The following is a 21633-nucleotide window of genomic DNA, read 5'->3' on the forward strand; positions in this document are numbered from 1 at the left end:
ATCGGGAATCGGACGGCTACGCCTCGAACAGATGCAGCCGGTAGGCGCCGTGTTCGACGCCCTCGTCGTGGTAGACGACCGGCTCCTCGACCGCCGCGACCAGCCCGTCGGCGGTCGCCGCACAGGTGGCGATACCGTCCGTCGTCCTGGCCCCGGTCGGACCCTCGGCGAGGGCGACCTGCTGGACCGCGTGGGTCGTCGCGTCCCGGTCGCGGAAGTGCTGGGAGGCAGGGACCGCAACGTGGGTCCCGTCGGTTCCGATGCCGGTCGCGAAGCCGCCGACGGAGGCCGTCCATCGCTCCGTTCCGTCGGGGTCGACCCCGACGGCGGTGTGCTCGCGGGGATGACGCGCGGCGGTCTCGCGGCCGTCCTCTGGGTACGTGTTGCCGGTGACGAGGAGCGCCCCCATCGCGGTCGCGTGGACGTGGTTCGGGTACGCGTAGACGGTGTCGCTTCCGCCCTCGACCGCCCGCTCGACGGGCCGCGCGAGGTCGAGCCGCCAGCGCACGTCGCCCTCCCGGCCCAGCGCGTACCCCCGGTAGTCGGCGTGGCTCGCCAGCACCGGCCCGTCGGGGGTCAACGAGACGTCGCCGACGCGCCGCTGCCCGGGTGGTCCGGCCATCGCGTCGGCGGGGTCCCAGCGCAGGCGCTCGGTGCCGTCGGCCGCCTCGAGGACGACGAGGCCGTCGTCGTGCGCCTCGGGGTCGGGACAGCGGTTGTAGGCGACGGCCACGCGCCCCCCGGCCGCGTCGACGGCGATGGGCGAGGCGGCGGCGGCCTGGCGCCACGCGACCGTACCGTCCGGGGTGAACGCGTAGACGACGCTCTCGAACTGCCGCGGCGAGGGCTCCCCGGTACGCTCGTACCGCCGGACGGCGACGAACGCGCGGGGCTCGCCGTCGACGGTCGTCGTGGCCGCGCTCACGACGAACGGGAGGTAGAACCGCGACTCCCGCTGTGGGGCGCCGACGTCGGTGGCGGCCTCGTGGCGCCACCGGGGGTCGCCCGTCGCAGTGTCGTGGTAGCGCACCGTCCCGGCGGCACCGCGCTCACCGGCGAGCACGCCGTTGCCGAACGGCACGAGGGTGACGACGCTACCCGCCATCTCGGGCACGTGGCGCCAGCGCTCGTCGCCGTCCGGTCCGACCGCGACCAGCGAGCCGTCCGCGAGCCCCGCGACCGCCAGCGGGCCGTCGGCACCGTCGACGAGCGCGACGGCCGACCGCCGGCCGGCGTGACGCGAGCGTGCGGGGTCGACCTCGGCAAGCGGAACGGTCGCGGTCGGTGTGAGGTCGTCGTCGACCGTGGGGTCAGTCGTCGTCATCGACGGGGAACGCCTCGTGGAGCAGGTGATGCGCGTCGTCCATGCCCGCGAGGACGGACTCCCCCTGTGCGGTGAGCCGGCGGACCGCGCGCTCGGCGTCCCGGACCGCGACGAGCCGCCCGCGGAGGTAGTCGTACCGGTCCGTCGTTTCGTCCGCCGCGGCGACCTCCTCCTCCAAGTCGACCAGCGCGGCGTCGAGGTGGCGCTCGATCGCCGCGAGGTCGTCCGCCTCGGCGAGCGCGCCGATGGGGCCCTCCAGATGCCCCTCGAGTTCCTTCTGGGCGTGCTCGCGGGCGCTCCGGTCGGTCGTGCCGAGGACGTTCATCAGGCCGAGTCGCAGGGCTTCGAGTTCGTGACAGGTCATGGTTGTATCGTGACAGTGGGTCGGTGGGCGGGCGGTGCTACAGCGTGCCGTCGACGAGGTCGCTGACGATGCGGTCGCGGTCGAGGTGGTCGCCGACGACGCGCTCGGCGTCCTCGGGGTCGACATCACCGTACCAGACGCCGTCCGGGTAGACGGCGACGATGGGACCGTCGCCACAGCGCCCGAGACAGGAGGTGCGGGTGACACGCGCATCACAGGCGTCCGAGTCGCGGACGCCCTGGCGGAGCCGTTCGAGGACCGCCGGCGCGCCGTCCGCGGCGCAGGTCGTGTTCGTACAGACCGCGACGTGCTTGTCGGGATGGTCGTGGACGTGTGGGTCGTCGTCGACGTCCTCGCGGTCGGCGTGGGTCTCCAGATGGGTGAGCGCGCGCAGTTGGGCGCGGGCGCCGCCGACGTCCCGCTCGTAGCCGTCGAGTTCGACCTTGTACTTGCAGGTGTCACAGGACATCTCGACGCTGTCCGTGCGGGCGGCCTGCCAGCGGTCGCCCAGGGTGTCCAGCAGCCGGTCGTCGGTGCCCAGCGGGTCCCCCGCGGCGGCGTCGACGTACGGGTAGTCGGCGTCGAACTCGTCGGCGCCGTCACGGATGCGGCCCGTCAGCACGCCGTCGCCGAGCATGTACGGCAGCACGACGACCGCGTCCGGGCGCGATTTGGCCGTCCGGTGGAGCGTCTCGGAAAGCGTCGGCTCCGTGACGCCGATGAACGTGGGGTCGACGCGGGTGAACTCGCGGCCCTCGTGGAGCAGCCGCGCGAGCTTGTGCACGTCGGCGTTGGCGTCCGGGTCCGAGGAGCCCCGCGCACAGAGCGCGACCGCCACGTCGTCGCAAGAGCGGTCCACGCCCAGTTCGGCCTCGACGGCGGCCGCGCGGTCGTCCAGCAGGTCCACCAGCGCCGGGTGGACGCCGAGATGCCCGCCGACGTGGAACGTCGCCTCGGGGTGGTCCGTGCGTGCCTGGTCGACGGCCAGCGGCACGTCGTTCTTGACGTGGCTGGCGGCGAACAGCGACAGCTGGACGACCGTCACCTGCGAGACGCTGGGGACGAGGCCGCCGAGCGCCTCCGGGATGGCCGGCTCCGCGAGCTCGAGGAAGCCCGCGTCGACGGGAATGCCCAGCCGCTCCTCCAGCATCACGGCCAGCTCCCGGACCTGCTCGTTGGACTTCTCGCGGCGGGAGCCGTGGCCGACGAGGAGGATCGCCTCGTCGTCCAGCCGGTCCGGCAGCTCCGGGCTCTCCGTCGGACTCGGACCCGGCGGGGCGTCGCTCATGCCGGAACACCTCCTGTGGACGGTCGCCGTGGCACTCCCCTCGACCCGAACCGGGGGCTCTCGGGACGGCCTCGCCCGGGCAGGGTCGAGCGCGCGGCCCCTTCCGGTCCCACCCGACGTGGCCCGCGGCGATGGACGCATCTCCGTGCCGGAGCGGCGTGTCTCGGACGTGGCACGGTCAGTCACCCCCCGCGTTCGAGACGCTGGCGGCGCGCTCGATGCTCCGGAGCAGTTTCGTCCGGCGGTCGTCGGCGTAGAGGCCCGTCGCGTCGCTGCCCTCGTAGACCCACTCGCCGAAGGCGGCGGTGTCGGTGTCGGCGACGCCGAACCAGTAGCCGCCCGACGAGGTCTCGGAGAGCTCGTCGCTCCCGAAGCCGTGGTCGGCGAGCGCCTCCCGGACCCACTCCAGCAGCGGGCGGGCCTCGTGGACGAAGGAGACGCCCACGACGCCCTCGGACTCGCGGAAGCAGACGGTCCCCGCGGCTTCTATGAGTCCGCGCAGTAGCTGCCGGTCGTGGTCGGCCAGCGCGTCGAGCCGGTAGCCGCCGTCGGTCCCGTCGATGGGGAGACCGAACGCCGCGGCGGCGCGGTCGGCGGCCCCGCCGAACACCTTCACGGTGTACTCGTCCTCGACACGCGCGAGCGAGGCGTCGTGGGCGTACGGCCGCTCGACCGTGCGCTCGCCCGCGAGGCGGCCGTCGTCGCCAGCGATGGCCGCGAGCCGGCGGGCGACTGACTCCTCGGCGGCACGGACACGGACGCGCTCGCCCGTGAGGTCGCCGTCGCCGGCGACCCGGCCCCAGAAGTACGCCGTCTCGGGGTGGGCCGCGAGCAGGTCCCGTGGCGGGTCGTGGTCCCCGGCCGCGGGTGCGTCGCTCATCCGGATACCCCCGTAATCCGCGCGATTACCAGGATGTTCGCCGGAGTATCCGCGGAAGACCGATGTTCCTCGGTCATTCCTCCACCTCCACGGAGATCGCGCTCGGCGGGCAGGCCCGAGCGGCGCCCTCCGCGGCGTCGAGGCGGTCGTCCTCGAACGTCGCGGTGACGCGGTCGTCCGTCCGCTCGACCGACACGGCCTCCTCCGGGTCGAAGCCGGCGAGGCCGTCGTCGGCCTCCACCAGCCGGTCGTCCCGGACGAGGCAGGCGAAGATGCCGTCACAGGCCGTCTTGTCGACGGTGACGCGGTATCTGTCGGTCATCAGTAGTCGTACTTGGTCTCGTAGCCGCGGGGCGTGACCATCCGCCCGTCCTCGACGTACGTCTCCTCGTTGCCGACCAGCACCGTCGTCGTCATGTCGACGAGGTCCGTCTCGCCGAGCGCGTTCAGCTCCGAGAGCTCGACGATCTCCACCTGTTCGTCCTCGCGGCCGGCCCCGTGGACGACGCCGACGGGGACATCGTCGCTGCGGTGCTCCAGCAGGATGTCACAGCAGGTCTCCCAGTTCTCCCGGCGCTTGCGGCTCCACGGGTTGTAGACCGCGATGGTGAACCCCTCCGGCGCGACCGCGTGCAGCCGGGACTCGATCTCCTCCATCGGGGTGAGGTGGTCCGACAGCGACACCGTGACCGTGTCGTTGACGAGGGGGGCGCCCAGCCGCGCGGCACAGGACTGTGCCGCGGGGACGCCGGGGACGACCTCGAAGTCGACCGCCGAGGGTGTCGTGCCCTTCGACTCGACGATCTCCAGCGCGAGCCCGCCCAGCGCGTAGACGTTCGGGTCGCCGCTGCCGACGATGGCGACGTCGTTGCCCGCGAGTGCGCGGTCCACCGACTCCTCGGTGCGAGAGACCTCGCCGCACATCGGCGTGTCGTAGATGTCGTCGGCCTCCTCGACGATCTCGTCCGGCAGCAGGTCGATGTAGGTCGTGTAGCCGACGATATGCTCCGCTTCGAGGAGCGCCGCCCGCGCACGCTGGGTCATCCCCTCGGCGTGGCCCGGGCCGAGTCCGACGGCGATGAGCCGGCCGGGGTCGCCCTCGAAGTCCTCCGCCGTCGCGGCGACCTTCTCGTCGGTGGTTTCGCTCTTGGTCTTTGCACCACAGCCCGACGAACTCGACGCGTCGGAACTCGCGCCGCAGTCGCTGCTCGTGCTCTCCTCTGTCGTCGACGCGCCACACTTGCTCCCGGTCGACGCGTCGGTAGACGCCTCGCTCGCGCTCGTCGCGCCGCAGCTGCTCTCGGTCGTGCTCGATGCCTCGGTCGTGGTGTCGGTGTTCTCGGTACTCATTATCAGAAGTCCTCCACGTCGCGCCCGCCGCGGGGCGTGACGAGGTAGTCGCGGTGGTCGTTGCTCCAGACCTCCGTCTCGTGGGTGCCGACGAGGATGGAGGTGCCCATCCCGCCGACCTCCTCGTCGTGCTCGTCGGCCTCGCCCAGCGTGGTGATGGTGAACGTCTCGTCCTCCAGGTTGCGCCCGGCCTCGCCGCGCCCGGCGTCGTTGACGATGGCGACGGGCACGTCGTCGGCCCGCTCCTCCCGGAGGGTGTCGATGGCGCGCTCGTAGTCGCGCCAGCAGTTGTAGAGGACGACGACGAACCCCGAAATCGCGGCGGCCCGCAGCTTCTCCTCGATCTCCGCCCAGCCGCGCCACTTATCGGAGAGCGAGACGGTGCAGAAGTCGTTGGAGAGCGGCGCGCCGAGGTTGCCCGCCAGCCCCAGGGCCGCCGTGACGCCCGGAACGATTTCGATGGGCACGTCCGTCGCGCCCTCGGCCTCGGCCATCGTGAACACGAGGTCGCTCTTCCCGTACACGTTCGGGTCGCCGCCGGAGACGTGGGCCACGTCCTCGCCGCGGCGGACGCGCGCGAACGCCTCCTTCGCCAGTTCCACCTGCCGGCCCATCGAGGACCGGACCAGCTCGCCGGTCGAGCCGTCCGGCCGCTCGAAGACGCCGTCCCCGTCGACCCGGTCCTCGGGCGGCAGGGTGCCGTCCTTCCGGAGGAACTCCTGGTAGAGGTTGGAGGCGACCACGCAGTCCGCGGTCCGGATGACGTCCCGGGCGCGCTGGGTCATCTCGTCGGGCAGGCCGGGCCCGATGCCGACGACGTACAGGGTGCCGTACTCGGACTCGGGGACGACCTCGCCGTCGAGGTCGAACTCCTCGGCGGCGTCGGCCGCGTCGCCCTCGGCGTCGGCGCTCATCGGCCGACCGCCACCGTGACGGCGTCCTCGTGGGAGCGCTTCTCGACGAGCAGGTCGTGCTCGCGGCCGCCGGCGATGGCCGACGACTCCGCGATGCCCGGCCAGCCGATGAGTTCGCGCGAGCGCGACGGGGTCGGCCCCTCGAACTCCTCCAGCGTCTCCTTCTCGAAGGAGACGACGCCGAGGTCGAGGTCCTCGGCCGCTTCGAGCAGGCCTTCCTCCTCGGCCTTCCGCGTGCCCGTCGCGACGAACTCCACGTCGCTCAGGTCGTAGTCCGTCCCGTCGAGCGCCGCCGTCCAGGCCGCCTCGAACTGTTCGGCCTCGGCGCCCGCGACGCTGCCGGTCCCGAGGACGACACCGTCCTCCGAGTTCCGCTTCAGGACCGTCAGTTCGTCGTGGGCCAGCACCGCCGCCGGCCCGTCGAGCCGGGCGACGGGCCCGAGTTCCTCGTCCAGCACGGCGAGGTTCGTCGCGACCGTGCTATCCCCGTTGACGACGTGGGCGTCCAGTGCCTTCGCCTGCTCCTCGACGCCCTGCTTGCCGGCAGCCTCGCTCGCGGTGGTCATCGCGGGCACCGCGCCCATCGAGGCGAGGTCGTCGGCCACCTGGTTGGCCCCGTGGTGGCCGCCCGTCAGCGGGATGGCCCACGTCAGCGCCTCGTCGACCACGACGACCGCGGGGTCCTCCCACTTGTCGTCGAGCAGGCCGGCGGTCTTGCGCATCGCGATGCCGCTGGCCATCAGGCCGACGAAGCAGTCGTACTCCCCCCAGTGCTCGGCGAACACGTCGCCGTGATATTCGAGGAGGTCGATGGCCTCGTAGCGGTCGCCGATGCCCGCGCGGATTTCCTCGGCCACCTCCCACTTGCGCTCGAAGGCGACGATGGCGATCTCCTCGGCCACCTCGCCGTCGCTGTCCGGGGTCGAGCAGCCGTGCCCGGAGTCGTCGCTCGATTCGTCGGTCGTCCCGCTGTTGCTGTCCGTGCTCATGTGGATATCGTACTCACCGTGGGTCCGCCCGCGCCGCTCGGTGCGCCACCCGCCCCGGGTGGGAATGGAAGGGGCCGCCGGCTCGACTCCCGCGGCTCGCTGCGCCCTTCCCTCGCTCCCTCCGGTCGCTCGGTGCAGTGCTTGCGTCGCCGGGGTTCGTCGAGCCGGCGGGGGCTTCCGGAGCAGTCCCGTCGCTGGTTCCGCAGTCCGAGCCGGTTCATCAGTCCGCCTCCACCTCCTCGCCGGCGTCGTCAGCGGAGTCGTCATCGGGACCCCGGTTCGCCCAGCCACCGTACAGGTAGGAGCGCTCGTAGTCGCCCGCTCCCACCGCGTCCCCGATGACGACCATCGCGGAGGCGCGGTAGCCCGCGTCCTCGATCTCGTCGCCGATGGTCGCGACCGTCCCCGTCAGCACGTCCTCGTCCGGCCAGGAGGCATGGTAGACGACCGCCACGGGCGTCTCGGGGTCGATACCCTCCTCGACCAGCCGGTCCATCGTCTCCGGGACCGCGTGGGTGCCGAGATAGATGCAGGTCGTCACGTCGCCCATCTCGACGAAGTCCGCGATGTGGTCGTCCTCGGCGTCGAGGGTCTTCCCCTGCGGCCGGGTGAAGGCGACGTGGTTGGCCGCGCCGTTCAGCGTGAGCTGGGTCCGCAGCGTCGCCGCCGCGGCGAACGCCGAGGTGACGCCCGGGACGATGTAGGTGGGAACCCCCTCGCTCTCCAGGGCGTCCATCTGCTCCAGGGCGGCGCCGTACACCGCCGGGTCGCCGCTGTGGAGCCGGACGACGGTGTCGCCGGCCTCGTAGGAGTCCCGCATCAGGGGGATGAGCTCCTCGAGGTCCTTCCCGATGGAGGAGACCGTCTCGGCGTCGACGCAGTACTCCGCCAGCAGTTCGCTGTTGACCAGCGAGCCGGCATGGACCACGAGGTCCGCGTCGGCCAGCAGGTCGCGGCCGGCGACCGTCAGCAGCCGCGGGTCGCCCGGCCCGGCGCCGACGAAGGGGATACCCCTCTGGTCGTCGCCGGCGGTGTGCTCGTACAGGCGTGGGTCGCGCCCCTCCGCGCGGGCCGCCGAGGCCGCGTCGATGGCCGCCTGTGGGTTGGCCGCGGCGTCCGCCGGGGCGTCTGCGTCGTCGCTCATCGGCCGGTCACCCCCGGCCACTCGTCGCCACAGCCCTCCGCGACGGCGCGCTCCTCCGTGGCGACCCCCCCATCGGCGACCGTCTCCCCGCTCGTCGCCTCGACGAACGCGTCCGTGGCCTGCTCGACGCGGGCCTCCGGGCGCTCGGCGTAGGCGAGCGTGTAGTAGTCCCGCTCGTCGATCTCCGCGGGGTCGTCCGTGACCAGGGTCTCGCCCTGTTCCATGAACAGCCGGCGGCCGAAGGTCACCTCGTAGCCGGCCTCGGTCAGGCCCTCGTGGGTGGCGGGCGCGTCGGTCACCTTGAACAGGACCATCCGGTCCGGGCCGGTCGGGGCGGCCCCGCGGGCGCCCTCCCGGAGCGCGATGCTGGACCCGGCGGCGACCTCGACGCCGAGCGCGGTCGCGAACGCCGTCAGGGCGCTCACACCTGGCACCACTTCGAGGTCCACGTCCGGGTGGAACGCCTCCAGGGTCCGCCGGAGGTGGCCAAAGGTGGAGTAGACGTTCGGGTCACCCAGCGTGACGAACGCGACGGTCCCGTCCCGGGCGCTCGGCGCGATGGCGGCCGCGGCCTCGCGCCAGGCCTCGCGGAGTTCCTCCTCGTCCCGGGTCATCGGGAAGTCGAGGTCGCCGATGCGCTCCCCGGGGACGTGCTCGGTCGCGACCGATCGGGAGAGCCGGCCGGGGGAGTAGACGACCTCCGCCTCCTGCAGGACCTCGCGGCCCCGAACCGTGACCAGGCCCGCATCGCCGGGGCCCAGGCCGACGCCGTACAGCGTCATGCGCCCCCCACGATGCAGTAGACCGGGTTATCGGAGTCGAAGCTCGTCGCGCCCGCGAGTTCGTAGCCGTGGCTCACCTGGAACTGGCAGACCTCGTCCAGCAGGTCACGCTCCCGGAACGCCCGGACGGCGTCGCCCGCGACCTCCAGGCGGGCGACGTTCATCACGACCGTCCCGACGCCGGTCCCGACGGCGTGGTCGAGGATCGCCTCGTAGTTGCGGCTGCCACCGAGGAACAGCGTGTCGGCATCCTCCGGGAGCCCGCCCGGCGCCTCGGCCTCGCGGAGCGTGACGGGGGCGGCTGACGGGGGCTCCGCCTCGACGGCGCCGCCGTCCGCGGCGGTCGCCTCCGTCCCCTCGACCGGGACACCGTTGGCGGCGAGGTTCTTCCGGGCGGCCGACAGCCGCTCCGGTTTCCGTTCGAGCGCGGTCACGCGGCCCGCTCGCCGGGCCAGCCCGACCGTCACGGCACCCGTGCAGGCACCGACCTCGACGGCGTGGTCGTCCGGCGACGGGTCGAGCTTTGCGAGCGTCACGGCCCGGACCTCCGGCTTCGTCGGTCCGGCCTTGGCGTCGTGGGGGAGTCGTACCCGTGACATAGAGGACACAAACGAGGCGGACGATAAAACAATTGTGCTTGTTTTAGATAAACCAGAATCGTGATATGCTCGTCCGAGCTGGTCCGAAACGGCCGGATGGCCGACGCGAGTGCAAAATTACTTGCACTCTGCGGCCGAACCCCGTTCTATGAGCGGCGACGATGCGGCGGCCGAGACGACCGGCGCCGGCGACCGTGCGGGGGTGCTCCGCAGCAAGCGCGACGCGACGCGCTACCAGATTCTCGTCGAGATCGCCCAGCGACAGCCGGCGGTCAGCCAGCAGGAGGTCGCCGACGCCATCGGCGTCACCGCCCAGGCGGTGAGCGACTACCTCCAGGGGCTCGTCGCCGAGGACTACGTCGAGAAGCACGGCCGCGGGCGCTACGAGGTGACCAACGAGGGCGTCGACTGGCTGATGAGCCGGACCGAGGCGCTCCGGGACTACGTCGGCCACGTCTCCGAGGACGTGCTCGGCCGGGTCGAGGTCGACACCGCCCTCGCCACCGCCCACATCGACGAGGGCCAGCCCGTCTCGCTGTCGATGCGCGATGGCGTCCTCCGGGCCACCCCGGGTAGCGCCGGCAGTGCCACGGGCGTCGCGGTCACCACCGCCGACACGGACGAGGACGTCGGCGTCACGGAGTTCGAGGGGCTCGTCGACTACGAGTGGGGCGAGGTCCGGGTCGTGAGCGTCCCCCGCGTCCACGAGGGCGGGAGCGGCGCCGTCGACCCCGACGCGCTCGCCGAGCGCCGGACCGACATCGACCTGCTCGCCGTCGCCGGCACCGAGGCCCTGGCGGCCGTCCGCCGGGCAGGCCTCGACCTCGACATCCGCTTCGGCGCCCCCGCGGCGGTCGCCGAAGCCGCCCATCGCGGCCTGGACGTGCTGGTCGTCGCCTCGGTGACGGAGCTGTCGGCCGTCACCGACGCCCTGCGGGACGGCGACCTCGGCTACGACGTCATCGACGGCGAGACGCTGTAAGGGGACGTTCACTCGTGGGACGGCCGGCGGTGGCAGGGGCGGTCGCAAGCCCTCGCGCTCTCGACGGTGCCCGGACGGGGGACGCACACGAGCGAAACGCGCGGCGAGGCCTGGCACCCCGAGAGCGCGAGAGCTTCGGAAACGGTCAGATCGCCGCCATAGCCCGCGCCGAGAGGGGGAGCAGTCGGGCCCTCGGGCACGTCAGCCGGGCCGAAACCCTCGCAAGGCCCGCGGTAACCACGTGATGCCATCACCCGGCCACGACATCGGACCCTGACGACGGAAGCACCCGGGAGGAACGGTATCGGCCGCGTATCACCGTTACCCTGGACCACGAACAGTTACCACCCCGGCACCCCACAACCCGCATATGACCGAGTTCTCGTCGCGCGTGGAGCAGGTCTCCATCAGCGGCATCCGCGAGGTGTTCGAGGCGGCCGGTGAGGACGCTATCAACCTGGGGCTGGGCCAGCCCGACTTCCCGACGCCGGACCACGCCAAGCAGGCAGCGGTCGAGGCCATCAACTCGGGCGAGAGCGATGCCTACACGTCCAACAAGGGCACGCTGGAGCTCCGGGAGGCCATCGCCGAGAAGCACGCCCGGGACGGCGGGCTCGACGTGGACCCGGCGAATGTCATCGCCACGGCCGGCGGGAGCGAGGCGCTCCACATCGCCATCGAGGCCCACGTCGACCAGGGGGAGGAGGTGCTGGTTCCGGACCCGGGGTTCGTCTCCTACGAGGCGCTCACCCACCTCGCGGGCGGCGAGCCGGTACCCGTCGAGCTGCGCGAGGACCTGACGATGGACCCGGCCGACGTCGAGGCGGCCATCACCGACGAGACGGCGGCGTTCGTGGTCTGCTCGCCGGCCAACCCGACCGGCGCCGTCCAGTCGCCCGCGGACATGCGGGAGTTCGCGCGCATCGCCGACGAGCACGACCTGCTCTGCATCTCCGACGAGGTGTACGAGCGCATCGTCTTCGAGGGCGAGCACCGCTCGCCGCTGGAGTTCGCCGAGTCGGACAACGTGGTCGTGGTCAACGCCTGCTCCAAGAGCTACTCGATGACGGGCTGGCGGCTGGGCTGGGTGACGGGGAGCCACGAGCGGGTCGAGCGGATGCTCCGCGTCCACCAGTACTGCCAGGCGTGTGCCTCCGCACCCTCCCAGTACGCCGCCGAGGCCGCGCTCGCGGGCCCGCAGGCCCCCGTCGACGAGATGGTGACGGCGTTCGAGGAGCGCCGGGACGTGCTGCTCGACGGGCTCACGGACATGGGGCTGGAGGTTCCGACGCCGAAGGGGGCGTTCTACGCGATGCCGCGCGTCCCGGCCGGCTGGGTCGACGAGGTCATCGAGCGCGGGGTCGTCGTCGTCCCGGGCGAGGCCTTCGGCGCGAACGGCGCCGGCCACGCCCGCATCTCCTACGCGACGGACATGGCGACCCTGAAGGAGGCCATCGAGATCATGGGCGAGGCGACGGCGGCCGTCCAGTAGCGCGCCGCTCCGAGCCGGCTCAGCGCACCTCGATGCGGACGCCGCGGCCGCCGCGGGCCCGCGCCTGACCCGAGACCGTCACCTCGCGGCCGCTCCGGTCGGCCAGCCGCTCGACGCGGCGCTCCATCGGCGGGTGGGTCGCCAGTAACCGCGTGAGCGTCCCCTTCTCGTCGCCGTGGATGGCCAGGTCCGACAGCAGTCCGTCCGCCGGCTGGGCGGCGCGGTCGATGCGGAGCAGCGCCCGCCCGAGCGCGACCGGCTGCCCGGTCACCTCGACCGCGCGGTCGTCGGCCGCGAACTCGCGTCGGCGCGAGTACGCCCGCAGCGCGAGCGTGAACACGAACAGGAGCACGACGACGCCGGCGGTAGCGACGGTGTAAGCTCGCCTCGTGGCGGTCGTGATCTCCCGGGGCGACCCCCCGCGGAGGTAGGCGAGCGCCCGGGCGACCCCGACCGCGAGGATGACCAGCGGGAGCAGCGCCACGACCGCGAGCCCGGTCACGGTCCGGACGACGCTGCTGCCGAGTGTCTTCACCAGCGCGTCGCGGGTCTCCAGATGCGCGAGTTCGTGGGCGAGGATGGCGTCCAGTTCGGGCTGGCTCAGCAGCCGGAGCAGCGACGGGTCCATCACGATGAGCCCGTCGCGGGGGCCGCCGAGCGCGAGCGCGTTCGGCATCCCCATCCGGCCGACGGCGAGTGGCGGCGGGTCGATATCCATCTCGGCGGCCAGCGCCTCGACCCGCCGGTAGAGGTCCGGCGCCCGGGCCCGTGGCAGCTCGGTGGTGTCGAGTTCACGCCGGAGGGCCGCCACACCACCACGATAGCTGACGTAGCCGAACGTCAGCGCCAGTCCCAGCACCACGAGCACGGTCGTCGCCGGGGCGGGTCTCCGGGCCCACAGGTCGAGCAGGCCGCGGTACACGACGAACGCCGCCGTCGCGTACAGGACGAGCACGGCGAGCCCGACAACGGCCATCAGCAGTCGCAGTCCGGTCCCCGGGTCGAACGAGGACCGGGCGGTCGCCGGCGCGCTGTCGGGCGAGCGAGGGCCACTCCGGGACACGCCCACGCGTATGGGACCTGGAATCAAGATGGTTGTCGTGGGGGTGCCCGGGGGGCGCCTTCCGGAGGCCTGGGGCCCGAGACACGACCCGTTCGCGGGGCTACGCGTCGTCCCCGGGCCGGGTGTCGACGACGGTGCCGACGCCCTTGGACTGGCCCTCGCGGAAGACGAACCGCTGGCCCTCCTCGACGAGGTATGGGCGGAACTTGAACCGGACGCGGGCGTTGCCGGTGTCGCCCGGCAGGAGCTGGCCCGCTTCCGGGTAGATGGCCGCCGCCTCGCTGACGGTCTCGAGGTGGACGACCGGCTCGTACCCCTCGTCGATGCGGGTGGGGTGGTTGAGCACCATCACCTCGGCCTCGAACTCCCGAACCGGCTCGGGGTCGGCCGAGCGGGGCAGCAGGACCATCCCGCGCTCCACGTCGGCCTCGCGGACGTTCTTGAGTGCGATACCGACGATGCGGCCGGCCTGGGCCTCGTCGACGCGGTGGTAGTGCATCTCGATGGAGCGGACCTCCACGTCCCGGAAGGAGCCGTCCTGCATCGGGCCGAGCAGCAGCTCGTCGCCGGCCGACACCGTTCCGGAGCGGATGGTGCCGGAGGCGACCGCGCCGACACCCTTCACGTTGTAGCTCCGGTCGATATACATCTGGAAGCGGTCGGCGGCGGCACCGCCCTCGGTCTTGGGGAGCCGGTGGAACAGCTCGTCGAGGACGGGCAGCCCCTCCATCGTGACGGCACTGGTCGCGACGACGGGGACGACCTGCTCGGAGATCTCCTCGATGGCGGCCTCGACGCCGTGCCGGGCCACCGACAGCGGCGTCCGGTCGGCCCCGCGGAGGAGCCGCTCGATCTCGCGCTCGACCTCGGAGAGCCGCTCGTCGCTCACCATGTCACATTTCGTGATGGCGACGATGGTCGGCAGCTCCGTCGCGAGCAGGATGCCCAGGTGCTCGCGGGTCGTCTTGGTGGGGCCGTCGTCGGCGGCGACGACCAGCAGGCCGTAGTCGAGCTTCTGCCCGACCAGCCCGCGGATGGTGGTGCGGAGCCACGGCTCGTGGCCGACCGTGTCGACGAAGCTGACGAGGCGGTCGGCCCGCTCGACGACGCTCGCGCGGTCGGCCTTCCGGTGGGGGTTGTCCATCCGGACGGGGCCGGCCTCGTCGTCGAAGCCGTAGACGCCGTACGAGAGGTCCGCGGAGAGTCCCCGCTCCATCTCGTGGGGCTGGACGTCGAGGAACGACCGGGTGCCGCCCTCGCCGTCGTCGGGTTCGCCGGTCACGAGCGAGCCGACCAGCGTCGACTTCCCGTGGTCGACGTGGCCCGCCGTCCCGACGACGATATGCTCGTCGTCGGTGTCGAGGACGGCACCCTCGCGGACGGTCGCCATGCCGACGATGCCGCGGTCCCCCTCGCCGTCCGCCGGGGTCCCGCCCTCGCTGGCGATACCCGCCGTGGTGCCGTCCTCGCCGACGCCCCAGGTCGACACGTCGTCGATGTGGGCCCCGGCCTCCTCGGCGAGCAGGCTGAGCACGTCCATCGACTCGGAGAAGGCGTCCGGGCTGATACCGGCGATGCCGCCGTCGTCCGTGACGCCGACGACGTAGGTGGCCTCGCCGTCGCCGGAGAGCACGCGATGCCGGAGCTGTGCCGCGAGGGACTCGAGCCGGCCGTCGGAGAGATGGACCTCGCGGGTGAGCCGTTCCTTGAACTCGACGCTGCCGCCCTCCTCCTCGCCGCGCTCGATGGCGCGGTCGAGGGCGGCTCGGTCGGCTGACATACGTGTACGCGTACCACCCGCCCCGGCAAAAGCCTCCCGAACGCGTGCCGCCGGGAGCACGGTGGACCATCACGGTCGTGTCGCGGCGTTGCGAGCCCGGCGAACGGGGTCGTGGCGCTGCGGGAGTAGGGGGAGCGGACCGCCGTTACCGGCGCCTGAAACCGAGATTCAGGGCCAGACGAGGCCGCGAAGGCTGGTCAGCGTCTCCGGGGAGTCGAAGGGCGTCTCGTCGTGGGCCATCGGCCGGAGGCCGTCGGCGCCGTCGAGCTCCGCCTCCAGGCCGCTGCGGTCGGTCGTGTCGTAGCCGGTGACCGTCCAGGGCGGCCAGACGGTCAGCAGTTCGAAGCGGGTCCCGGACCATCGCGCGTACACGTCGGCGGCGCCATCCCGGGCGACCAGCGCCAGGTCGCCGTCGGTCGCGCGCATCGTCTCCACGTAGTCCGTCAGCGACGCGTCCGCGCCGTCGGTCATCGCCTCGAAGACGTTGCGGACCGGCTGGTGGTCCGAATGCGCGAGCAGTACGTCCCGCAGGTCGTCTCGGTCACTCATCACCCGTGTGTTCTGTTGCCACGCACATAACCGCCGTGGTGGCGGCGCTTCTCCGGGGCCGGGCGGGCCGTCACGGCTTTGCCGGCGGCGGGCCAGCGACCGGCATGGACGGCTCCCGGTTCGCGGCGGTCCTGCTCGCGGTGCTCCTCCTGACCGCCGGCTGTACGACCTCGGCGCCCGGCGAGGTCGGGGGCGATGGCGGCGCCGGGAGCCCGGCCGACGCGGACCTCCGCGGCGCCCAGACGGCCGGCAGCGTCACCGTGACCGTCACCCGGGTCGTCGACGGTGACACGCTGAAGGTGGCGTACGACAACGGCACCGCCGACACCGTCCGGCTGCTGGGGGTCGACACCCCGGAGGTCCACACCGAGACGACGCCCGAGGAGTTCGCGGGCGTCCCCGAGACGGCAGCCGGGCGCGCCTGCCTCCGGCGCTGGGGCGAGACGGCGAGCAGCCACGCGAAGGACAGGCTGGCCGGCGAGGAGGTCACGCTCTACTTCGACGCGGCCGAGGGCCGTCGGGGCTACTACGACCGGCTCCTCTCGTACGTCGTCCACGACGGCTCGAACGTCAATTACGGGCTCGTCACGGACGGCTACGCCCGGGTGTACGACTCGCAGTTCACCGCCCGCAACGCGTTCTACGACGCCGAGTCGACCGCCCAGGCGGAGGGCACGGGCCTCTGGGAGTGCGCCACGGCGTCGCCGCCGACGGGGACCGCCACCGCGTCGCCCGACGGCGGTTCGACGGACGGCCGGCTCCGGGTCGTGACGGTCCATGCCGACGCAGAGGGGAACGATAACGACAACCTCGACGACGAGTACGTCACGCTGGGGAGCACGGCCGAGACGGGACTCGACCTCTCGGGCTGGACCGTCACCGACGAGGCCGGCAAGACGTACACCTTCGGCGACGTGACACTCACGCCCGGCGAGCAGGTCACGTTACACACCGGCAGCGGCACCGACGGCGACGGTGACGTCTACTGGGGCCGCGGGGGCGCGGTCTGGAACAACGGCGGCGACACCATCACCGTCCGCGACGCCGACGGGACCGTCGTCGCCGAGCGGTCGTACTAGCCGCCGTCGGGGTGGTTACGTGCCCACTTCCGGGGGGCTTTTCGTCCGCATCCGCGTCCCTCGCAGCAACCGCCGCGATGGGATACGAGCTGCCGCCAGTGCTGGGGACGGAGGGTGTCGGGGCCGGGACGAGCGTGCTGCTCGCGGGACCGCCCGGGACCGGGAAGCGCGAACTGCTGTGGGCGGTGCTCACCTCGGGCCGAGAGGGCGGCTCGGTGCTCGTGACGATGACCGACCCGGTCGACGCGCTCGGCTTCGGGTTCGAGCGCGCCGGGCCGGACGAGCCGGAGGGCCACGCCGTGGACGCCAGCGGCGACCCCGACCGGAGCGCCATCGACGGCCGCTCGGAGCCGAACGAGCGCGTCGAGGCCGTCGAGGGGCCGGACGGCTCCACCGAATCGGGCTGTCGCTCTCCAGCCGGCTCGACGAGCTCTCGCCGCCGAACCCGAACCGCCGGGTGGGCGTCGACGGCGTCGCGCCGCTGCTGGACGCCGTCAGGACGGTCGATTACGACCTCGTCAAGCAGGCGTTCGACACGGTCCCCGGGACCCGGGCGACCGACGGCGGGTACGCCGTCCACACGGTCGAGACCCCGAGGTGGCCTGGCACGAGCGGCAGCCGGGCGGGGACTGAGGACGGGCCAGTCCTCACCCGGGCCACCCCGTGCCCGACCGTAACCTTTCAACCCGCGCCCGGCGAACCGCGGGCCATGTACGAGCGCCTGAAGGGCTTTCGCGACTTCTTCCCCCCGGAGATGGCCGCCCGCCGGGCCGTCGTCGACACCGTCGAGGACGTGGCCCGCCGGTACGGCTTCCGCGAGATCGACACCCCGCGGCTCGAACCCGCCGAGATGTGGACGGACAAGGCCGGCGACGACATCGTCGACGAGCTGTACGCCTTCGAGGACCGCGGCGGGCGCCACGTCACGCTCACGCCGGAGCTCACGCCGACGGTCGCGCGGATGGTGGTCGACCGCGGCCAGGAGCTGCCAAAGCCGATCAAGTTCTTCTCGACGCGGCCGTTCTGGCGGTACGAGGCGGTCCAGCAGGGCCGGTTCCGCGAGTTCCACCAGACCAACGCCGATATCTTCGGGACGAGCGAGCCGACCGCCGACGCCGAGGTGCTGGCCTTCGCCGGCGACGCGCTGACGGAACTCGGGCTCGACGGCGGGGACTTCGAGTTCCGCGTCTCGCATCGGGACATCCTGGGCAACCTTATCGAGTCGTTCGAGTCGGACGTGAACACGCGCGAGGCCATCCGCGCGGTCGACAAGCGCGCCAAGGTCGACGACGACGAGTACCTCGGCCTGCTCGCCGAGGCCGGACTGAGCCGGGCCGACGCCCGGTCGTTCGACGACCTCATCGCCGACGACGATCTCGACGCCGTCGCCGAGGCGGGCAACGAGGCGGTGAACGCCGCGGTCGACAACCTCAGAGCGGTGCTCGACGCGGCGGCGGACTTCGGCGTCCGCGAGCACTGTGAGGTCTCGCTGGCGACCGCCCGGGGGCTGGACTACTACACCGGCGTCGTCTTCGAGTGCTTCGACTCCACCGGCGAGGTCTCCCGATCGGTCTTCGGCGGCGGCCGCTACGACGACCTCATCGGGTCGTTCGGCGGCCAGCCCACGCCGGCCGTCGGGGTCGCCCCCGGTCACGCGACCCTCCACCTGCTCTGTCAGCGGGCCGGCGTCTACCCGGACGAGGCCGTCAGCACCGACTACTACGTCCTCTCCGTCGGCGACACCCGCCCCGAGACGCTGGACGTGGCCCGGGCCCTCCGGACGCGGGGCCACGTCGTCGAGACCGACCTCAACGACCGGGGCTTCGGCTCACAGCTCTCCTACGCGGACGGCGTCAACGCCGAGACCGTGGTCGTGGTCGGCGAGCGCGACCTCTCGGAGGGGAACGTGACGGTCAAGAACATGGAAAGCGGCGACGAGACGACCGCCCCGTTCGACTCGTTCCCCGGCGAGCACGAGCGGCCGACGTACGACGACTTCGTGTAGCCGGGCCGACACCGACCGCGGTACCATGCCGGTCGGCACCGTGATGGGGCCCGGTCGTCGCGCCGAAACCGCACGCTAGAGGATGTCACGCCCTTATATTCCTCAGTCGGACCTAGCCGGGGGCAACTCCTTAGTGGATATTACCATTATAATTCATAAGGGTTTTATTCGCCCTCGCGCCACGGTGGGACAGAGCACGGGCGTTACGCCCGCTCAGACAACCAATGGCACACGACAACGACGGTACGGACGAGGTCGCAAGCCGCGTCCAGAACACGGAGTCCATCGTTCGGGAGGTCGACAACCACGCCGCGCGGGAACTGCGTCGGAAGTTCGAGGAGCAGGACTTCACCTTCGCACCCGGTCTCTACCACGCGCTCGACGCACGACTGGCCGAGATGGCCGGTCTCGACGCCGCGTACATGTCGGGCTACTCGACGGTCCTGGGCCAGTTCGGCTTCCCGGACCTGGAGATGGTCACGATGACCGAGATGGTCGAGAACGCAAAGCGCATCGTCGAGGCGACCAACCTGCCGGTCATCGCCGACTGTGACACCGGCTACGGCGGCATCCACAACGTCCGCCGCGCGGTCCGGGAGTACGAGAAGGCCGGCGTCGCCGCCGTCCACATCGAGGACCAGACGACGCCCAAGCGCTGCGGGCACATCGCCGGCAAGAAGATCGTCCCGCGCGACGAGGCAAAGGCCCGGTTCGAGGCCGCCGTCGACGCGAAGCAGGACGAGAACACCATCATCATCGCCCGGACGGACGCCTACGGCTCCGCCAACGGCGACTGGGAGGAGCACCTCGAGCGCGGCCGGATGTACGCCGACGCCGGCGTCGACATCGTCTGGCCCGAGATGCCGGACCCGTCCCGCGAGGACGCCGTCAGCTACGCCGAGACCCTTCGCGAGACCCACCCGGACGTCATGATGGCGTTCAACTACTCCAGCTCCTTCGCGTGGTCCGAGGAGGAGGACGCGCTCACCTTCCAGGAGCTGGGTGACCTGGGTTACCAGTACATCTTCATCACCCTCTACGCCCTGCACAGCGGTGCGCACGCGGTCTACGAGGACATGAAGGCGATCGCGGAGAACGACGAGGAGGCGCAGTTCGACCTCGAGGGTCGCTATCTCGGCCACGAGACCGAGAGCCACCACGAGCTCTCCTTCGTCTCGCGGTTCCAGGACATCGAGGCGCAGTTCGACCCCGAGGCCAAGCAGCGGATGGAGGAGTCCGCCGGCTTCACCGAGGAGGAGTCGGACCCGCTGACCTCGAACGACGACGACTGATTCCGTCGTAACTCGCGGTTCTTCGCTGCTGTTTCTTCGACTCGTCGGATGAAGACGAGCTTGCCCGTCAAATCCCCGTATTCGACGGTTACACGCCAATCTCGGCCCCAACTGCTCTGCCAGTCGACGCGCCGGCGCTGGCGCGAGCGGTTCGGGGCCACTCGCGACCACGCCGGAGCGGCCGGCCCGCGGACCCGGAACCTATGCCCGACGCCACCCTTCCGTCCGATATGTTCGACCAGGACGACGCGGACCCGCTGGTGCGGGCGCTCGCGGGCCGGGCGTTCGCCGACCCGTTCCCGTGGCGTTTCCTCAGCCGCATCGCGGAGATCCCGAACCGGCTCGGCGGCTCGCCCGGCGAACACCGGGCGGCGGAGTTGACGCACGTGGCACTGCCGGGGACCCCCACGGTCGAGGAGTTCCCGACCCAGCGCTGGGTACGGGGCCGGACGGACCTGACCGTCGCTGTCGACCGGTCGGACGGCACCGTCGAGCGGGAGTTCGAAGCCATCGCGCTGCCGTACTCGCCCGGCGGCACGGTCGAGGCGCCGCTGGTCGACGTGGGCTACGGGACCCAGGCCGCAATCGAGGCAGCGGCCCTCGACGGGTGCGTCGCGGTCGCGAGCACGGACAGCCCCGCCGACGGGCGGTTCGTCCACCGGATGGAGAAGTTCGGGCACGCCGTCGACGCGGGCGCGGCCGCCTTCCTGTTCGTCAACCACGTCCCCGGCCAGCTGCCGCCGACGGGGTCGCTCCGGTTCGGCGGGACGCCGAGCGACGTGGAGCTCGGAACCGCCGACGCCGGCGCGGCGTCGATTCCGGGCGTCGGCGTCTCCCGGGAGACGGGCGACTGGCTGACCGATTACGCCACGACACCCGGGGCCCCCGCCACCGCCCGCCTCCGGGTCGAGGCGGCCACGGAGCCGGGCGAGAGCCGGAACGTCCTCACCCATCTCGGCCCCGATACCGACGAGCGGGTCGTCCTCGTCGCCCATCTCGACGCACACGACATCGCGGAGGGGGCGCTGGACAACGGCGCCGGGCTGACGGTCGCCGTGACCGCCGCGCGGCTGCTGGCCGCCGTCGCCGACGACCCGGCCGCCCCGGACTCGGGGCTGGAGCGGGGGGTGACGGTCGCGGCGGTCGGCTGCGAGGAGACGGGGCTGCTCGGGGCCGAGGCGCTGGCCGACCGGCTCGACGCCGCGGTCGGGCTGGACCGCGTCCACGCGGTCTGCAACGTCGACGGTGGGGGCCGGGCGCGGGACCTCCGGGCGTTCACGCACGGCGCCGAGGCGATGGAGTCCGTCGCGCGCGAGGTCACGGACGCCGTCGGTGTCCCGTTGCACCTCGAGCGGACGCCGCACTCGTTCAGCGACCACTGGCCGTTCCTGCGGGCCGGGGTGCCGGCACTCCAGCTCCACAGCCGGTCGCCGCCGGCCGGCGGACCGGGCGAAGGCCCCGGCGGCCCGCGCGGCCGGGGGTACACCCACACGCGGGCGGACACGCGGGACAAGGTCGACCGGCGCGACCTCCGGTCGCATGCGGTGCTGACGGCGCTGCTGGTGCGCGAGCTGACCCGGCGGGACCTCCCGCGACGGGCGCCCGAGGCGGTCGCGGCCGACCTCCGGGAGGCCAGCGCGGAGCCGGGGATGCGCGCGGCCGGCGTCTGGCCCGAGCGCTGGGACTGACGGCCGAGGACAGTTGCCGGCCGGGCGCTCGGCCCGGCCGATGGCCCTCCGCACCGTCACCCGCTGGCT

20 protein-coding genes are annotated in these 21633 nt (G+C 72.3%); 6 read left to right on the forward strand and 14 right to left on the reverse strand.

What is annotated here, in order from left to right; all coding sequences use genetic code 11:
- Window positions 1-16: 16 nt before the first annotated feature.
- From DP107_RS02350 to DP107_RS02400, 11 genes are all read right to left on the reverse strand, one after another.
- Window positions 17-1324 (reverse strand): outer membrane protein assembly factor BamB family protein, encoded by a 1308-nt coding sequence (locus DP107_RS02350; RefSeq protein ID WP_144260520.1) that lies wholly within the window; start codon window positions 1322-1324, stop codon window positions 17-19.
- Window positions 1311-1688 (reverse strand): DUF3209 family protein, encoded by a 378-nt coding sequence (locus DP107_RS02355; protein ID WP_144260521.1) that lies wholly within the window; start codon window positions 1686-1688, stop codon window positions 1311-1313. Before DP107_RS02355 ends, DP107_RS02350 begins: the two co-directional genes overlap by 14 nt.
- A 37-nt stretch (window positions 1689-1725) precedes the next feature.
- On the reverse strand, window positions 1726-2976 hold the full coding sequence (locus DP107_RS02360; protein ID WP_144260522.1) for a CbiX/SirB N-terminal domain-containing protein: 1251 nt from the start codon (window positions 2974-2976) through the stop codon (window positions 1726-1728).
- Window positions 2977-3154: 178 nt separating this feature from the next.
- Window positions 3155-3856 (reverse strand): cobalamin biosynthesis protein, encoded by a 702-nt coding sequence (locus DP107_RS02365; protein WP_144260523.1) that lies wholly within the window; start codon window positions 3854-3856, stop codon window positions 3155-3157.
- Window positions 3857-3929: 73 nt separating this feature from the next.
- A complete protein-coding gene (locus tag DP107_RS02370; RefSeq protein ID WP_144260524.1) occupies window positions 3930-4178 on the reverse strand; it encodes a ferredoxin in 249 nt (82 codons plus the stop codon).
- Window positions 4178-5206 carry a precorrin-3B C(17)-methyltransferase gene (gene cobJ / locus DP107_RS02375; RefSeq protein WP_144260525.1) on the reverse strand — a complete coding sequence of 343 codons (1029 nt, stop codon included), beginning with the start codon at window positions 5204-5206 and terminating at the stop codon, window positions 4178-4180. The genes DP107_RS02370 and cobJ overlap by 1 nt, the downstream gene beginning before the upstream one ends.
- 2 nt (window positions 5207-5208) lie before the next feature.
- Entirely contained in the window at window positions 5209-6120 is a 912-nt protein-coding gene (locus DP107_RS02380) for a precorrin-3B C(17)-methyltransferase (protein ID WP_144260526.1), read from the reverse strand.
- Window positions 6117-7109, reverse strand: a complete 993-nt coding sequence (gene cbiG / locus DP107_RS02385; RefSeq protein ID WP_144260527.1) for a cobalt-precorrin 5A hydrolase — start codon at window positions 7107-7109, stop codon at window positions 6117-6119. The genes DP107_RS02380 and cbiG overlap by 4 nt, the downstream gene beginning before the upstream one ends.
- Window positions 7110-7329: 220 nt before the next feature.
- Window positions 7330-8253 carry a cobalt-precorrin-4/precorrin-4 C(11)-methyltransferase gene (locus DP107_RS02390; protein WP_144260528.1) on the reverse strand — a complete coding sequence of 308 codons (924 nt, stop codon included), beginning with the start codon at window positions 8251-8253 and terminating at the stop codon, window positions 7330-7332.
- A complete protein-coding gene (locus DP107_RS02395; protein ID WP_144260529.1) occupies window positions 8250-9035 on the reverse strand; it encodes a cobalt-factor II C(20)-methyltransferase in 786 nt (261 codons plus the stop codon). The genes DP107_RS02390 and DP107_RS02395 overlap by 4 nt, the downstream gene beginning before the upstream one ends.
- Window positions 9032-9634 (reverse strand): ATP-binding protein, encoded by a 603-nt coding sequence (locus DP107_RS02400; RefSeq protein ID WP_144260530.1) that lies wholly within the window; start codon window positions 9632-9634, stop codon window positions 9032-9034. The genes DP107_RS02395 and DP107_RS02400 overlap by 4 nt, the downstream gene beginning before the upstream one ends.
- Before the next feature lie 148 nt (window positions 9635-9782).
- On the opposite strand from DP107_RS02400, the gene DP107_RS02405 reads away from it, so the two are divergent.
- The gene (locus DP107_RS02405; RefSeq protein WP_144260531.1) at window positions 9783-10616 is read left to right on the forward strand and encodes a DUF7839 domain-containing protein; all 834 of its coding nucleotides are present in this window, start codon (window positions 9783-9785) and stop codon (window positions 10614-10616) included.
- Between the two features lie 370 nt (window positions 10617-10986).
- Complete coding sequence (locus DP107_RS02410) at window positions 10987-12108, forward strand: pyridoxal phosphate-dependent aminotransferase (RefSeq protein ID WP_144260532.1); 1122 nt, start codon at window positions 10987-10989, stop codon at window positions 12106-12108.
- A 19-nt stretch (window positions 12109-12127) separates the two neighbouring features.
- On the opposite strand, the gene DP107_RS02415 is transcribed toward DP107_RS02410, so the two are convergent.
- From DP107_RS02415 to DP107_RS02425, 3 genes are all read right to left on the reverse strand, one after another.
- The gene (locus tag DP107_RS02415; RefSeq protein WP_238330740.1) at window positions 12128-13171 is read right to left on the reverse strand and encodes a M48 family metallopeptidase; all 1044 of its coding nucleotides are present in this window, start codon (window positions 13169-13171) and stop codon (window positions 12128-12130) included.
- A 100-nt stretch (window positions 13172-13271) separates the two neighbouring features.
- Window positions 13272-14951, reverse strand: a complete 1680-nt coding sequence (locus tag DP107_RS02420; protein WP_144260533.1) for a GTPBP1 family GTP-binding protein — start codon at window positions 14949-14951, stop codon at window positions 13272-13274.
- A 168-nt stretch (window positions 14952-15119) separates the two neighbouring features.
- The gene (locus tag DP107_RS02425; protein ID WP_144260534.1) at window positions 15120-15500 is read right to left on the reverse strand and encodes a hypothetical protein; all 381 of its coding nucleotides are present in this window, start codon (window positions 15498-15500) and stop codon (window positions 15120-15122) included.
- A gap of 104 nt (window positions 15501-15604) precedes the next feature.
- On the opposite strand from DP107_RS02425, the gene DP107_RS02430 reads away from it, so the two are divergent.
- The 4 genes from DP107_RS02430 to DP107_RS02445 all read left to right on the forward strand — a co-directional run bounded on the left by DP107_RS02430 (window position 15605) and on the right by DP107_RS02445 (window position 21564).
- Window positions 15605-16579 (forward strand): lamin tail domain-containing protein, encoded by a 975-nt coding sequence (locus DP107_RS02430; protein WP_144260535.1) that lies wholly within the window; start codon window positions 15605-15607, stop codon window positions 16577-16579.
- 709 nt (window positions 16580-17288) lie between these two features.
- Entirely contained in the window at window positions 17289-18584 is a 1296-nt protein-coding gene (gene hisS, locus DP107_RS02435; RefSeq protein WP_144260793.1) for a histidine--tRNA ligase, read from the forward strand.
- A gap of 224 nt (window positions 18585-18808) precedes the next feature.
- Window positions 18809-19876, forward strand: a complete 1068-nt coding sequence (aceA, locus tag DP107_RS02440) for an isocitrate lyase (protein WP_185977134.1) — start codon at window positions 18809-18811, stop codon at window positions 19874-19876.
- A gap of 230 nt (window positions 19877-20106) precedes the next feature.
- Window positions 20107-21564: a M28 family metallopeptidase gene (locus DP107_RS02445; protein ID WP_202877310.1), complete on the forward strand. Its 1458-nt coding sequence runs from the start codon at window positions 20107-20109 to the stop codon at window positions 21562-21564.
- Window positions 21565-21633: the final 69 nt, after the last annotated feature.

Source organism: Haloglomus irregulare (assembly GCF_007421925.1).
GTDB lineage: Archaea > Halobacteriota > Halobacteria > Halobacteriales > Haloarculaceae > Haloglomus > Haloglomus irregulare.